At 74.8% G+C, this 13,347-nt stretch carries 14 protein-coding genes and 1 tRNA gene; 11 read left to right on the plus strand and 4 right to left on the minus strand.

Features of this window, described 5'->3' with window-relative positions; all coding sequences use genetic code 11:
* Entirely contained in the window at positions 1-687 is a 687-nt protein-coding gene (locus tag DQ239_RS16420) for a DUF433 domain-containing protein (RefSeq protein WP_158544862.1), read from the minus strand.
* Between the two features lie 437 nt (positions 688-1,124).
* A tRNA-Lys gene (locus DQ239_RS16425) sits at positions 1,125-1,200 on the minus strand.
* Between the two features lie 208 nt (positions 1,201-1,408).
* Here DQ239_RS16425 and DQ239_RS16430 point away from each other — a divergent pair.
* The 7 genes from DQ239_RS16430 to DQ239_RS16460 all read left to right on the plus strand — a co-directional run bounded on the left by DQ239_RS16430 (position 1,409) and on the right by DQ239_RS16460 (position 6,704).
* A complete protein-coding gene (locus DQ239_RS16430; RefSeq protein ID WP_113835490.1) occupies positions 1,409-2,578 on the plus strand; it encodes an Ig-like domain-containing protein in 1,170 nt (389 codons plus the stop codon).
* An 80-nt stretch (positions 2,579-2,658) separates the two neighbouring features.
* A complete protein-coding gene (locus tag DQ239_RS16435; protein WP_199583075.1) occupies positions 2,659-3,129 on the plus strand; it encodes a hypothetical protein in 471 nt (156 codons plus the stop codon).
* A gap of 54 nt (positions 3,130-3,183) precedes the next feature.
* On the plus strand, positions 3,184-4,263 hold the full coding sequence (locus DQ239_RS16440) for a sialidase family protein (RefSeq protein ID WP_113835491.1): 1,080 nt from the start codon (positions 3,184-3,186) through the stop codon (positions 4,261-4,263).
* Between the two features lie 10 nt (positions 4,264-4,273).
* A complete protein-coding gene (locus DQ239_RS16445) occupies positions 4,274-4,555 on the plus strand; it encodes a ubiquitin-like small modifier protein 1 (protein WP_113835492.1) in 282 nt (93 codons plus the stop codon).
* A gap of 54 nt (positions 4,556-4,609) precedes the next feature.
* Positions 4,610-5,527, plus strand: coding sequence for an RNA polymerase sigma-70 factor (locus DQ239_RS16450; protein ID WP_113835493.1), 918 nt, complete (start codon positions 4,610-4,612; stop codon positions 5,525-5,527).
* A gap of 17 nt (positions 5,528-5,544) precedes the next feature.
* A complete protein-coding gene (locus DQ239_RS16455) occupies positions 5,545-6,297 on the plus strand; it encodes an SDR family oxidoreductase (RefSeq protein ID WP_113835494.1) in 753 nt (250 codons plus the stop codon).
* Positions 6,294-6,704 carry a hypothetical protein gene (locus DQ239_RS16460; protein WP_113835495.1) on the plus strand — a complete coding sequence of 137 codons (411 nt, stop codon included), beginning with the start codon at positions 6,294-6,296 and terminating at the stop codon, positions 6,702-6,704. The genes DQ239_RS16455 and DQ239_RS16460 overlap by 4 nt, the downstream gene beginning before the upstream one ends.
* A gap of 3 nt (positions 6,705-6,707) precedes the next feature.
* Here DQ239_RS16460 and DQ239_RS16465 read toward each other — a convergent pair whose 3' ends face one another.
* The gene (locus DQ239_RS16465; RefSeq protein WP_113835543.1) at positions 6,708-6,950 is read right to left on the minus strand and encodes a hypothetical protein; all 243 of its coding nucleotides are present in this window, start codon (positions 6,948-6,950) and stop codon (positions 6,708-6,710) included.
* A 124-nt stretch (positions 6,951-7,074) separates the two neighbouring features.
* Positions 7,075-7,977, minus strand: a complete 903-nt coding sequence (dapA, locus tag DQ239_RS16470; RefSeq protein WP_113835496.1) for a 4-hydroxy-tetrahydrodipicolinate synthase — start codon at positions 7,975-7,977, stop codon at positions 7,075-7,077.
* A gap of 76 nt (positions 7,978-8,053) precedes the next feature.
* On the opposite strand from dapA, the gene DQ239_RS16475 reads away from it, so the two are divergent.
* The 4 genes from DQ239_RS16475 (at position 8,054) to DQ239_RS16490 (ending at position 13,347) form a co-directional block, all read left to right on the plus strand.
* Positions 8,054-9,196 (plus strand): acyl-CoA dehydrogenase family protein, encoded by a 1,143-nt coding sequence (locus tag DQ239_RS16475; protein WP_113835544.1) that lies wholly within the window; start codon positions 8,054-8,056, stop codon positions 9,194-9,196.
* Between the two features lie 5 nt (positions 9,197-9,201).
* Complete coding sequence (locus DQ239_RS16480; protein WP_113835497.1) at positions 9,202-9,999, plus strand: crotonase/enoyl-CoA hydratase family protein; 798 nt, start codon at positions 9,202-9,204, stop codon at positions 9,997-9,999.
* A gap of 61 nt (positions 10,000-10,060) precedes the next feature.
* Positions 10,061-11,764 carry an ABC transporter gene (locus tag DQ239_RS16485; protein WP_113835498.1) on the plus strand — a complete coding sequence of 568 codons (1,704 nt, stop codon included), beginning with the start codon at positions 10,061-10,063 and terminating at the stop codon, positions 11,762-11,764.
* The gene (locus DQ239_RS16490; protein WP_113835499.1) at positions 11,761-13,347 is read left to right on the plus strand and encodes a GTPase; all 1,587 of its coding nucleotides are present in this window, start codon (positions 11,761-11,763) and stop codon (positions 13,345-13,347) included. Before DQ239_RS16485 ends, DQ239_RS16490 begins: the two co-directional genes overlap by 4 nt.

Consider the following 13,347-nt stretch of genomic DNA (forward strand, 5'->3'; position numbering starts at 1 on the left):
CTACGCCGCTCGCTTGACCCGGCTGTCCAGCTCGTAGGCCAGGGCACCCCACACCTGGGCGGTGCTGAGATCGAAGGCCTCGGCGATCTCCTCGTCGCTCTCGCCAGCGCGGTTGTGCTCCCAGATCACTTCGGTGCTCACGCCTCCGACCTGGGGGCGCCCGAAGCGGACGTCAGGGTCGACGAGGACGGGGGAGTCCGCCCCGGCGATGCGCCAGCCAGCGGCCAGGTCGTTGTCCCAGACGACTTGTCTGTAGAACGCATCAGCGGCAGGCAGGAGAGCGAGCTGACCGCTGGCTTCGCCGACCAGCCACCAGTCGCCAGCGAGATCGGCTTGGCGCTGAGCTTCCATGACGAGACGCCGGCCGCTGGTGACGTATGGCTTCTGATGCGCCAGTGGGTAGGGCACGCCCAGGCTGTCGCGCAGCTTCTCGATGAACGTCCGAAGCTCGCGCATGGGCACGTTGGCGTCACGGCGGTAGCCCTTGAGCAGGTTGGCCTCGACGAATTCAGCCCATGTCACGTCGGCGTGGCCGCCCTTGGGTTCTGGGCGAATGATCGGCTGGTAGGTGCGCCCGCGGCGCTGTCCACCTTCCAGCCAGTAGTGCAGCGTGGATGGCGAGACCTGAAGCAGACGCGCAGCGTCGGCTTCGGTGTACATCTCGCGTTCCAGAGCTGTAGTGATCATCGCAGGGCCAGTTTGGCATGCCCCTGAGACGGCGACGTCGACTCGCGCACCTCCCCAGCAGTTGGAACAAGACCGAGACGTGATGACACCCCCCTGATCGGCAGTGGCAACAGGGCCAGGGCTGCATGGCGCACCGGTCGACATCGCCTGCGCAGGCGCAGCCGTTACCGATGGCGACTCTGCGCCCGGAGAGGAGCGCAACCGCAGTCGACGGTGATCGACCAAGCGCCGGGCTTGCCGCATCGTGGAGGCTTGCAGCCCTTCGTCACCGGACAGCCAGCCATCCTGTTGGGCGCTGGGTGCTCAAGCCGAGTAGGGGGCCGGTCGTGGCGTGGATTGACGTGTTGTCGGGCGCACCTGGGCAGCGAGGCGACGTAGTGGTCTGGGTGGCCCCGGAACGACGACGGCCCGGTCCAGGAGGACCGGGCCGATCTGCGTGGTGCGCCATCAGGGACTCGAACCCCGAACCCGCTGATTAAGAGTCAGCTGCTCTGCCAATTGAGCTAATGGCGCGTGCCGCCCGGCGGGCCGGGCAACGAGGGAGAACGATACCAGCGCTCGTGCCGCCCGGTGCGGGGTGGCAGGGAGTCCCTCGCCACACCTCGTCGCAGTCCTTTCCCGACGTGCGTTGCCGCACGTCGCGGCGCAGGTGGCCCCCGGGCGTGGACACTGGTGTCCCGGCGCCCGTCGAGCGGTGCCGGTGGGGGAGAGGAGTCGCGACATGCGCCGAGCAGCGGCCGTGCTGGCGATGGGGAGCCTGGTCTTCCTGGCCGGGTGCACCGGGAGCGACGGCGAGGAGTCCGGCGGCACGACCGCGGCAGCCGCTCCCGCCGAGGTCACCGTGGTGCCCGCCGACGGGACCGGCGACGTCTCGCCGATCGCCCCGGTGGAGCTCTCCGTGACCGAGGGCGAGCTCACCGAGGTCAGCGTGGTCGACGGTGTCGGCGCCGAGGTCGCGGGTGCGCTCACCGAGGCCGCCGACGACTCCGGCCCCGACGTCTGGACGCCGCAGGAGCCCCTGGCCTACGGCACCACCTACACGCTCACCGCGACGGCGACCAACACCGCCGACGAGGAGAGCGAGACGACCTCGACGTTCTCCACCGTGACCCCGGCCGCGGTGTCCACGCCCTCGGTCGGCCCGCTGGGCGGCCAGACCGTGGGCGTCGGAATGCCGATCCGCGTCTACTTCGACGACCCGGTCGCCGACAAGGCCGCCGTCGAGCGCAACCTCGTGGTCACCAGCTCCACCCCGACCGACGGCGTGTGGTCGTGGGTGGACGACAGCGAGGTGCACTTCCGGCCGTCGCAGTACTGGCCGGCGAACATCGACGTCCGGCTGGACGCGAACCTCTACGGCGTGGACTTCGGCGACGGCGTCTGGGGCGAGAAGAACCGCACCGTCGAGTTCTCCATCGGCGACCGGCACGTCTCCGTCGCCGACGCGTCGACCCACACGATGGAGGTCTACGACGGCGACCGCCTGGTGCAGACCTTCCCGATGAGCGCGGGCAGCCCCGACAACCCGAGCTACAACGGCGCGCACGTCGTCACCGAGATGAACCGCGACCGGATCATGGACTCCAGCACCTACGGGGTGCCGGTCGACGCCCCGGGCGGCTACCGCACGCCGGTGGAGTACGCGGTACGCATCTCCGACAGCGGCGAGTTCGTGCACGCCGCCCCCTGGTCGGTGGCGCAGCAGGGCAACACCAACGTCTCGCACGGCTGCATCAACCTCTCGACCGAGCGGGCGAAGTGGTTCTTCGAGTTCTCGGTGCCGGGCGACGTCGTCGAGATCAAGGGCTCCGGAGCCGGGACGCTGAGGTCGGACATCGCCGACTGGACGGTCCCGTGGGACGAGTGGCAGGCCGGCAGCGCGCTGAAGTGACCCGGTGATCACCGGGCCCCCGGCAGGCGTTTCCTGCTCCTGACCTGGGGGCATCCTCCCGGTCTACCGAGGGAGGCACCATGGACACCTGGCTCATCGTCGTCCTCGTCATCCTGGCCGTGGTCGTGATCGCGATGCTGGCCCTGGCCCTGGCCAAGCGCTCGAGGATCGCCCGTGCCCGCCAGCGCGAGCAGGCGCGCGAGCACCTGCACGAGGCGCAGATCCGCGGCGCCCGCGCCGAGAAGGAGCAGGCGCTGGCCGAGGAGCAGGCCGCCACGGCCCGCCGCGAGCTGGCCGAGGCGCAGGAGCGCGCCGCGGTCGCCGAGAAGGAGGCCCGGGAGCGGGCCGCCCGCGCCGACGAGGACCGCACCGCCGCCGAGCAGCTCCGCGCGCGGGCCCGGAAGGCCGCTCCCGACCTGGTGCACGGCGACGGCGCGAGCGCCGGCGAGGGCGGTCCGACCGGCCGGCACGCCACGGGCGGCGACGCCGCGCCCGGCCGCACCGAGGCCCTGCCCACCGACCCCGGGACGGGCGGCGCCACCCGCCGGTGACTTCTGCCCCGGTCGACGGTCCTACCTGCAGGACCGTCGACCCGGGAGGGACCAATGACCGATCTGCTCGCGATCGGCACGCGCAAGGGGCTGTTCCTGGCCCGCAGCGAGGACGACCGGCACACCTGGACCGTGGGGGGACCGCACCTGCTGGCCCAGGAGGTCGCGGCGGTCAGCATCGACACCCGCCGCCGGCGGCCGCGCGTGCTGGCGGGCATCCAGTACGGCCACTGGGGCCCGTCGGTCGTGTGGTCCGACGACCTCGGCGGCACCTGGGAGGAGAACGACTCCGGCGCGGTCCACTTCCCCGAGGACACCGGGGCCGCGCTGGCCCGCGTGTGGCAGCTGCGCCCCGACACCGCGGAGCGGCCCGACGTCGTGTGGGCGGGCTGCGAGCCGCACTCGCTGTGGCGCAGCACCGACGGCGGGTGCAGCTTCTCGCTGGTCCGCGGGCTGTGGGACCACCCGCACCGGCCCACATGGGAGCCCGGCGGGGGCGGCGGCGCCGTCCACACCATCCTCCCGGACCCGGCGACCGACCGGGTCACGGTCGCGATGAGCGCCGGCGGCGTCTACGTCAGCCCGGACGGCGCCACCGGCTGGGAACCGCGCAACCGCGGCATCAGCGCCAGCTTCCTGCCCGAGCCGCCGGAGTACGGCCAGTGCGTGCACAAGGTGGCCGTCGACGCGGGGGACCCCGCCCGGATGTACGCCCAGAACCACTTCGGGGTGTTCCGCACCGACGACGGCGGCGGGTCCTGGACGTCGATCGCCGAGGGCCTGCCCGCCGACTTCGGGTTCCCGATCGCCGCCTCGCCGTCGGTCCCGGGGACGGCGTGGGTGGTGCCGCTGGTGGCCGACATGCAGCGCGTGCCCCCGGACGGCCGGCTGCGCGTGCACCGCACCCGGGACGCCGGCGAGACCTGGACCGAGGTGGGGAAGGGGCTGCCCGACGCCGCCTGGACGTCGGTGCTGCGGGACGCCTTCTGCGTGGACGACGGCCGACCGACCGGCGTCTACGTGGGCACCCGCGACGGCTGCGTCTACGCCAGCGCGGACGAGGGCGACACCTTCACGCTGGTCGCCGACCACCTACCCGACGTCCTGGCGGTCCGCGCCGCTCGGCTCCCGTGAGGGTGGCGCCGTGAGCGTGCAGGTGGTCCTCCCGGGCGTGCTCGCCGACCTGGCCGGCGGCGCCAAGCACCTCGACGTCGAGCCCGGGGGCGCGACGCTGGCCGATCTGCTCGACGCGGTGGCCGCGCAGCACCCCACCCTGGGCCGCCGGATCCGGGACGAGACGGGACGGGTGCGCCGCTTCGTGAACGTCTACGTGGACGGCGAGGACGTGCGCTGGCAGGGCGGGCTGACGACGGCGGTGCGCGACGGCGCCGTCGTCCAGGTGCTGCCGTCCGTCGCCGGCGGCTGAGCGGCGATCGCCGACGCACGCGGTGCCGCCGGATCCGGCTGCCACGATGTGCGGGTGACGGGGACGGCGACCGACGAGTTCGAGGAGCAGCGCGCGCGTCTGTTCGGCATCGCCTACCGGATGCTGGGGTCGGCGACGGACGCCGAGGACGTGCTCCAGGACGCGTGGTTGCGCTGGCAGGGGGTCGATCGGGCGCAGGTGGCTGCCCCGGCGGCGTTCCTCGCCCGCACGGTCACCAACCTGTGCCTGACCGCGCTGACCTCGGCCCGTGCCCGGCGCGAGGTGTACGTCGGCCCGTGGCTGCCCGAGCCCGTGCTCACCACCCGCGGCGTGCCCACGGACCTCGACCCGTCGGAGGACGTGCTGCAGCGGGAGAGCGTGGGGTTCGCGCTGCTGGCGCTGCTCGAGCGGTTGTCGCCGCCCGAGCGGGCCGCCTACGTGCTGCGCGAGGCCTTCGCCTACAGCGCCGGCGAGGTCGCGGCGCTGATCGGCACCTCCGAGGCCAACGCCCGGCAGCTGCACTCGCGGGCCCGGGGGCGCGTCGCGGGCGAACGGTCGCGGGAGGTCGACCCGACCCACTGGCGGGAGCTGGTCGCCCGCTTCCTGACCGCCGCCCGCGACGGGGACCTGGCCGGGCTGGAGGCCCTGCTGACTGCGGACGTGGTGGCGCGCGCCGACGGCGGCGGCGTCATCAACGCCGCGCGCCGCCCGGTGGAAGGCCGCGTAAACGTGGCTCGCTACGTCGCCGGGGTCGTCGCTCGCTTCTCGGAGGGGCTGGTGCCTGCGTTCGTCGAGGTCAACGGCGTCCCGGCGGTCGCCTTCACCGACAGGTCGAACCTCCACGGGGTCCTCGTCGTGCAGGTCGAGTCCGCGCGGCTGACCGCGCTCGACCTGGTGGTCAACCCCGAGAAGCTCGCCTACGCCCAGCGCCAGCTGTCACGGATCGGAGGCCTGCCTGGTCTGAGCGGGTGAGGAAGGGAGAACCACCCATGACGACCACCCTGGTCACCGGTTCCACCGGGACGCTCGGCAAGCCCACCGTCATCCGCCTGCGTGCTGCGGGGCACGACGTCCGCGCCCTCAGCCGGGGCAGCGGCCCCGGCCTGACCACCGGCGACCTGCTGACCGGTCGCGGTCTCGGGGATGCGCTGACCGACGTCGACACGGTGCTGCACCTGGCCACCGGCCGCCGAGGAAAGGGCGACGTCGAGGCGGCCCGCGCGCTGCTCGAGGCGGCCACCGACGCCGGGGTGCGGCACCTCGTGCTCATCTCCATCGTCGGGATCGACGACATCCCGCTGGGCTACTACCGCGACAAGGTCGTCATCGAGCGCCTGGTCCGGGAGTCGGGGCTGCCGTTCAGCATCCTGCGGGCCACCCAGTTCCACTCCTTCGTCGAGGCGCTGTTCACCACTCAGCGGGCTCTGCCCGTCGTCGCCGCGCCGGCGTTCCGGCTCCAGCCGATCTCCGTCGAGGAGGTCGCCGACAGGCTGGTCGCGCTGGCCGGCGGTCCCGCGGCCGGCCGGGTCCCGGACATTGGCGGCCCGGAGCAGCGGGACGTCGCCGACCTCGCCCGGCTGTGGACGAGGGCCACCGGCTCCCGGCGCCCCGTCGTGCCGCTGTCCCTACCGGGGAAGGTGTTCGCCGGCTACCGGGCGGGCTCGGCGATGGTTCCGGGGCCGGCGTACGGCCGGCTGTCCTTCGCCGACCACCTGGCCGGCTCCGTCGGGTCGCGCCGGTGACCGCGCTGCGGTCGGGCCTGGCGCTGCTCGCCGCCGTGCAGCTCGTCCTCGGGGGCTGGACGCTGCTTTCCCCGGCGAGCTTCTACGACGACGTGCCGACCGTCGACCTCACCCCGCCGTTCAGCGAGCACGCCTTCCGGGATCTCGGCGGTGCCACGCTCGGGCTGGCCGTCGTCCTGATCGCCGCGGCCGTCTGGACGGAGCGGCGGCTGATCGCGGTGGCGCTGCTGGCCTACCTGGCGTTCTCGGTTCCGCACCTGATCTTCCACCTGGGGCACCTGCAGGGGGCGGGTGGGCCGACGGCCGCCGTCCTCGTCGTCCTCCTGGCCGGTTCGGTGGCGCTGCCCCTGGCGCTGCTGGCCGTCACACTGGGCTTCAGCGGGCGACCGGTGCTTCCCGGCCGATGAGGGTCAGAGGGCGGCGAGCTCGGCGCAGGAGGCGCAGAGCTGCTGGTCGTCGTAGCCCGCCGGCGGCCACGGCTGCTGCTCGTCGAGGGAGACGTAGGCGCCGCACAGCGCCTTCCGGCTCTGTCCGCTGACCCGGCCGATGGTGGCGTGGGCCGGGCCGATCTGGCGCGGCTGGAGTCCGCCCACGCCGAAGGAGCCGACCATCACGACCGCGTGTGCTGTGCCGTACGCGTAGACGCTGGTCATGGAGCCAGGGTCCGAGCCGCGGCGTCCCCGGACCAGCACCGCCGGGTGCGTGTTCGGCGCAGCCGTCACTCGCGTCCCTCGCGTCGCACGCGGCGGGGTGGTTCCCGCTAGGAGGTGCCCAGCGCTAAGGGGTGCCCAGCGCCGCCGCGAGCGCCGCACCGACGGCCGCGGTCTCGTCCTCGCCCGCGGGCAGCTGCGGCAGCCGCATCGCCGGGCCGGGGATGCGGCCGGTGAGCGTCAGCGCCAGCTTCGACCGCAGCGCGCCGTTGCCGGAGCCGGAGATCAGGTCGATCACCGGCAGCACCGAGCGGAACACCTCCCGCGCCTGCTCCGGCTCACCGGCCTCGGCCAGCGCGATGACCCGCGCGAGCTCTTCGCCGACCAGGTGCCCGGCCATGCTGACCAGGCCGACGGCGCCGACCGACAGGTAGGGCAGCAGGAGGTCGTCGTCGCCGCAGTACCAGGCCATCCCCGTCTCGTGGATCAGCCGGAACGCGGCGGCCGGGTCCTGCGTGGCGTCCTTGATCGCGGTGATGCGCGGGTGCTCGGCCAGCCGGCGCAGCGAGTCGGCGCTGAGCCGCAGCCCCGTGCGGGCGGGGACGTCGTAGAGCATCACGGGCAGGTCGCCGGCGTCCGCGACGGCGGACAGGTGCGCGACCACGCCGTCCTGCGAGGGGCGGGAGTAGTAGGGCGTCACCGCCAGCAGCCCGTCGGCGCCGGCCTCGGCCGCGTGCCGCGCCATCGCGACCGCGTGCCGCGTGTCGTTCGAGCCGGCGCCCGCGAGGACCAGCGCGCGACCGCCCAGCGCCCGGACGACGACGCGGACGAGGTCGGCCTTCTCGCGGTCCGACGTCGTCGGCGCCTCGCCGGTGGTGCCGTTGAGGACGAGGCCGTCATGGCCGGCGTCCACCAGTTCGACGGCGAGGCGTTCGGCGGCCTCCAGGTCGAGGGCGCCGTCGTCGGTCATCGGCGTGACCATCGCCGTCAGGAGCGCGCCGAAGGGCCGTACCGGGGAAGGGGCGGGCATGGGTGGGGAATCTAGCCGCCGGATATCGTCCGGGAGCCTCCGGCCCGGAGGCGATGTCCCGACCCCGGGGGTGGCCGTGCAGTCCGCGCTCTACGAAGCCGAGCACGAAGCGTTCCGCGCCATGCTGCGCGACTTCCTGGCCAAGGAGGTCGTCCCGCACCACGCGGCCTGGGAGGAGGCCGGGGTCGTCGACCGGTCGGTCTGGCTCAAGGCCGGCGCGCAGGGGCTGCTCGGCATGGACGTGCCGGAGCAGTACGGCGGGGCCGGGGTGACGGACTTCCGCTACAACGCGATCCTCACCGCCGAGATCGGCCGCGTCGGCGCGAGCGGCCTGGGCTTCACGCTGCAGAACGACGTCGTCGCGCCGTACCTCACCGGGCTCACCACCGACGAGCAGAAGCAGCGCTGGCTGCCCGGCGTCGTCAGCGGCGCGATCATCACCGCGATCGCCATGACCGAGCCCGGTGCCGGCTCGGACCTCCAGGGCCTCACCACCACGGCCCGCCGGGACGGCGACGAGTGGGTGCTCAACGGCTCCAAGACGTTCATCACCAACGGCATCAACGCCGACCTGGTGATCGTCGTGGCCCGCACCGACCCCGAGGCCGGCGCCCGCGGTTTCTCGCTGCTCGTGGTCGAGCGGGGGATGCCGGGCTTCGAGCGGGGCCGGAACCTCGACAAGGTCGGCCTCAAGGCGCAGGACACCGCCGAGCTGTTCTTCTCGGACGTGCGCGTGCCGGCGGCCAATCTGCTCGGCACCGAGGGCCACGGGTTCTTCCACCTCATGGAGAACCTGCCCCAGGAGCGGCTGTCGATCGCGGCCGGCGCCGTCGCCTCGGCCCGGAACGTCCTCGACCTCACCGTGGAGTACTGCAAGGGGCGCACGGCGTTCGGCAAGCCGATCGGGACGTTCCAGAACACCCGGTTCGAGCTCGCCGAGATGCACACCGAGGTCTCGATCGCCGAGACCTACCTGGAGAAGGCGATCCTCGAGCACAACGCCGGCCGGTTCACCGCCGAGGACGCCGCCATGGCCAAGTGGTGGACGACGGAGCTGCAGAAGCGCGTCGTCGACCGGTGCGTGCAGCTGCACGGCGGCTACGGCTACATGCTCGAGTACCCGGTCGCCAAGGCGTTCGTCGACTCGCGCATCCAGACCATCTACGGCGGGACGACCGAGATCATGAAGGAGATCGTCGGCCGCTCGCTGGGCGTCTGAGCGCCGTGACCGCCCCCGAGCAGCCCACGGTCCTGACCGAGCGCACCGGTCACGTCCTGCTGGTCACGATCAACCGGCCGCAGGCGCGCAACGCTCTCGACCTGGACGTCGCCACCCGGCTGGCCGACGCCTTCGACGCCGCCGAGGCCGAGCCGGAGATCCGCTGCCTCGTGCTCACCGGCGCTGGCGACCGGGCCTTCTCCGCCGGGGCCGACCTCAAGGCCCTGGCCCGCGGCGAGCGCGCGATCGTGCCGGGCCGGGAGCACTACGGCTTCGCCGGTGTCGTGCGGCACCCGACGAGCACGCCGGTGATCGCGGCGGTGAACGGCGCGGCGCTGGGCGGCGGCACCGAGCTGGCGCTCGCCGCGGACCTCGTGGTCGCCGCGGAGCACGCCACCTTCGGCGTCCCGGAGGTGACGCGCGGGCTGCTCGCCGCTGCAGGCGGGGTGTTCCGGCTGCCCGAGCAGCTGCCCCGCAAGGTCGCGATGCGGCTGGTGCTCACCGGGCAGCCGATGAGCGCGGCGGAGGCGCTGCGCTGGGGCCTGGTCAACGAGGTCGTCCCCGCCGCCGACGTGGTGCCGACGGCGCTGCGGCTGGCCGGGGTCGTCGCCGCCAACGCACCGCTGGCCGTGCAGGCCAGCAAGCGGCTCGCGCTCGGGATCGTCGACGGCGAGCGGCCCGCCGAGACCGCTCTCTGGGACCGCTCCGGCGAGGAGATGGGCCGGCTGCTCGCCTCCGCCGACGCGGCCGAGGGCATCCGGGCGTTCGCGGAGAAGCGGCCGCCGCGCTGGACAGCCCGCTGACCGGGGAACTCCGGCGCGCGCCACGGGTGAGCCGGCTCCGTCGGGGGCAGGTATGCCGGTCATGAGCACCGCTGCGCCGCGACTCCCCGACGCCCTGCAGGCGCTCCGCGACCTCCTGGCCGAGGTCCCCCTGCACCTGGACGTGCCCGGCCGCGACGAGGCGAGCCGCTCGGCGCGCGCCGTCGTCGACCAGGTCGACGACTACCTGCTGCCCCGGCTGCGCGACCTCGACGCCCCGCTCCTGGCCGTGGTCGGGGGCTCGACGGGCGCCGGCAAGTCCACCCTGGTCAACAGCCTGCTCGGCACGCCGGTCACCACCGCCGGTGTGCTGCGGCCGACCACCCGTGCCCCCGTGCTGGTCTGCGCGCCGGCCGACCGCGCCGCGTTCGCCGGTGACCGCGTGCTGCCGGGCCTGGCCCGCAGCACCGGCGAGGGGGAGGTCACCGGGGGGCTGCGGCTGGTGGTCAGCGACGCGCTGCCGGCCGGGCTCGCGGTGCTGGACGCCCCGGACGTCGACTCGGTGGTGGAGACCAACCGGGAGCTGGCCGGGCAGCTGCTGGCCGCCGCCGACCTCTGGGTGTTCGTGACCACCGCGGCCCGCTACGCCGACGCCGTCCCGTGGGAGGTGCTGCGCACCGCCCAGGAGCGGGGCACCGCGCTGGCCGTGGTGCTCGACCGGGTGCCGCCGGAGGCGGCCGGCGAGATCGCGGCCGACCTCGGCGGGATGCTGCGCACCGCCGGGCTGGACGCGGCACGGCTGTTCGTCATCGAGGAGCGCCCGCTCTCCGGTGGACTCCTGCCCGAGGACCAGGTGGCGCCGCTGCGCTCCTGGCTGCACGGGCTGGCCGCCGACCAGGAGCAGCGCGCCGCCGTCGTCCGCCAGACCCTGGCCGGAGCGCTGGAGAGCCTGGGTGGGCGGGTGGACCTGGTGGCCGAGGGCGTCGTCCGGCAGGAGGCCGCGGCCGAGGCGCTGCGCCAGGCCGCGGAGGCCGCCTACGCCCGCGCCTGCACGTCGGTGTCCGAGGGCGTCGCCAGCGGGGCTCTGCTGCGCGGCGAGGTGCTGGCGCGCTGGCAGGAGTTCGTCGGTACCGGGGAGTGGATGCGCGCCCTGCAGGGGCAGGTGGGCCGGCTGCGCGACCGGATCACCGCGTCGCTCACCGGCCGGCCCGCGGCCGGGACGGGGTTGCAGCAGGCCCTCGAATCGGGGGTGGAGGTGCTCCTGCGGGACGCCGCGGAGGAGGCCGCCGAGCGGACCGTGACGGCCTGGCGGGGGACGCCGGGCGGACCGGGCCTGCTGGCCGCCGGTCCGCCCGACCTGGACACCGCCTCGCCGGACTACGCGGCGGCGGCCGCGGCGCAGGTGCGCGACTGGCAGGGCGCCGTGCTGGACCTCGTGCGCACCGAGGGGGCCGACAAGCGCACCCGCGCGCGGGCCTACTCGTGGGGCGTCAACGGGGTCGGCGCCGTGGTCATGGTCGCCGTCTTCGCCTCCACCGGGGGACTGACCGGCGGGGAGGTGGCCGTCGCCGGCGGGACGACGGCGGTGGGCCAGCGGGTGCTGGAGGCGGTCTTCGGCGACTCCGCGGTGCGGTCGCTGGCCGCCCGGGCCCGGGCGGACCTGGAGCGGCGGGCGGACCGGCTGCTCACCGACGAGCGCGCCCGCTTCGACGAGCTGGTCGCACAGGCCGCACCACCGCCGGACGCCGTCGCGCGGCTGCGCGCGGCTGCCGCCGAGCTCACCGCGGCGCGGCAGGCCCGGCGATGAGGCGCAGGGAGGCCGGTCCCGCGCTGACCGACCGGCTGGCCGCGCTGCGCGAGGCGGTCGAGGTGGCCGAGGGTCGGCTCGACGTCCCCGAGGTGGGCCGCGCCCGCACGCTGCTGGCCAAGGCCGGGGCGCGGGAGGCGCTCGGCGACGCCACCGTCGTCGCGCTCGCCGGGGCCACCGGCAGCGGCAAGTCCACGCTGTTCAACGCGCTCTCGGGCGCCGAGGTGAGCACACCGGGCGTGCGCCGGCCGACCACCGGCGTGGCGCACGCCTCGGTCTGGGGCGAGGCCGGCGCCGACCGGCTGCTGGACTGGCTGGAGGTCCCGCGGCGGCACCGCGTGGCCGACGCCGCGCCGGCGCTCGACGGCCTCGTGCTGCTCGACCTGCCCGACCACGACAGCGTCCGGCTCGAGCACCGGCTGGAGGTGGACCGGCTGGTGGAGCTGGTCGACGTGCTGGTCTGGGTGCTCGACCCGCAGAAGTACGCCGACGCCGCGGTGCACGGCCGGTACCTGGCGCCCATGGCCGGCCACGCCGGGGTGCTGGTCGTGGTGCTCAACCAGATCGATCGGCTCGACGAGCAGGCCGCGGCCGCGTGCCTGGCCGACCTGCGCCGGCTGCTGGACTCCGAGGGCCTGGGGGACACCCCGATCGTCGCCACCTCGGCGCGCACCGGTGCGGGACTGATGGAGCTGCGCGGCGAGCTGGGCCGACGCGTCAGCGCCCGCCGTGCGGCGACCGAGCGGCTGACCGCCGACGTCCGGGCCACCGCGGAGGCGCTGTCCGCGTACTGCCCGGACGGCGATCCCGGTGCCGGGCCGGCCCGGGCGGCCGAGGCCGAGCTGACCGGGGCGCTGGCCGCTGCCGCCGGTGTGCCGGTGGTCGTCGCGGCGGTCGAGCGCTCCGCCGTCCGCGAGGGGACGGCGCGCACGGGATGGCCCGTCGTGCGGTGGGTGCGCAAGCTGCGACCCGACCCGCTGGAACGCCTGCACCTGGGCGACGAGCGGGCGCGGTCGTCGCTGCCCACCGCCGGGGCGGTGCAGCAGGCCGGGATGACCGCCGCGCTGCGCCAGGTGCGCACCGCCGCCGGCGAGGGGCTGCCGCAGGCCTGGCGGGACGAGCTGCGGCGGACCGCCGACTCCGCCGGGGTGGACCTGGCCGACCGGCTGGACCGCGCCGTCACCGGGGCCGACCTCGGACCGGCGCGGGTGCCGCTGTGGCAGCGGGCGGTCGGTGCGCTGCAGTGGGCGCTGCTGGCGTGCGCGTTGGTCGGAGCGCTGTGGCTGCTGGGCCTCGGCGTCCTGGGCTGGCTGCAGCTGGACGACGTGCTGCCGCTGCCGGAGGTCGAGGGCATCCCGCTGCCGACCCTGCTGCTCGTGCTCGGGCTGCTCGCCGGCGCGCTGCTCGCGGTGCTGGCCCGACCGTTCGTGCGCGCCGGGGCCCGCCGCCGACGACGGCGGGCCGAGCAGCGGCTCACCGCCCGCGTCGCGGAGGTGGCGCACGGGTCGGTGCTCGCGCCGTTGGAGGGGACGGTCGAGGACGCGCGCGTCTTCTGCGCCGCCGTCCGCCGCGCCGGCAGCTGA

The organism is Blastococcus sp. TF02-09, from assembly GCF_003319105.1.
Taxonomy (GTDB): domain Bacteria; phylum Actinomycetota; class Actinomycetes; order Mycobacteriales; family Geodermatophilaceae; genus Blastococcus.

Bases quoted from the DNA above. Each gene is read 5' to 3' on its own strand.
- DQ239_RS16485 (WP_113835498.1), top strand. From the start codon at position 10,061: ATGAGCACCGCTGCGCCGCGACTCCCCGACGCCCTGCAGGCGCTCCGC.
- DQ239_RS16490 (WP_113835499.1), top strand. From the start codon at position 11,761: ATGAGGCGCAGGGAGGCCGGTCCCGCGCTGACCGACCGGCTGGCCGCG.
- DQ239_RS16465 (WP_113835543.1), bottom strand. From the start codon at position 6,950: ATGACCAGCGTCTACGCGTACGGCACAGCACACGCGGTCGTGATGGTC.
- DQ239_RS16435 (WP_199583075.1), top strand. From the start codon at position 2,659: ATGGACACCTGGCTCATCGTCGTCCTCGTCATCCTGGCCGTGGTCGTG.
- DQ239_RS16440 (WP_113835491.1), top strand. From the start codon at position 3,184: ATGACCGATCTGCTCGCGATCGGCACGCGCAAGGGGCTGTTCCTGGCC.
- DQ239_RS16455 (WP_113835494.1), top strand. From the start codon at position 5,545: ATGACGACCACCCTGGTCACCGGTTCCACCGGGACGCTCGGCAAGCCC.
- DQ239_RS16420 (WP_158544862.1), bottom strand. From the start codon at position 687: ATGATCACTACAGCTCTGGAACGCGAGATGTACACCGAAGCCGACGCT.
- DQ239_RS16430 (WP_113835490.1), top strand. From the start codon at position 1,409: ATGCGCCGAGCAGCGGCCGTGCTGGCGATGGGGAGCCTGGTCTTCCTG.
- dapA (WP_113835496.1), bottom strand. From the start codon at position 7,977: ATGCCCGCCCCTTCCCCGGTACGGCCCTTCGGCGCGCTCCTGACGGCG.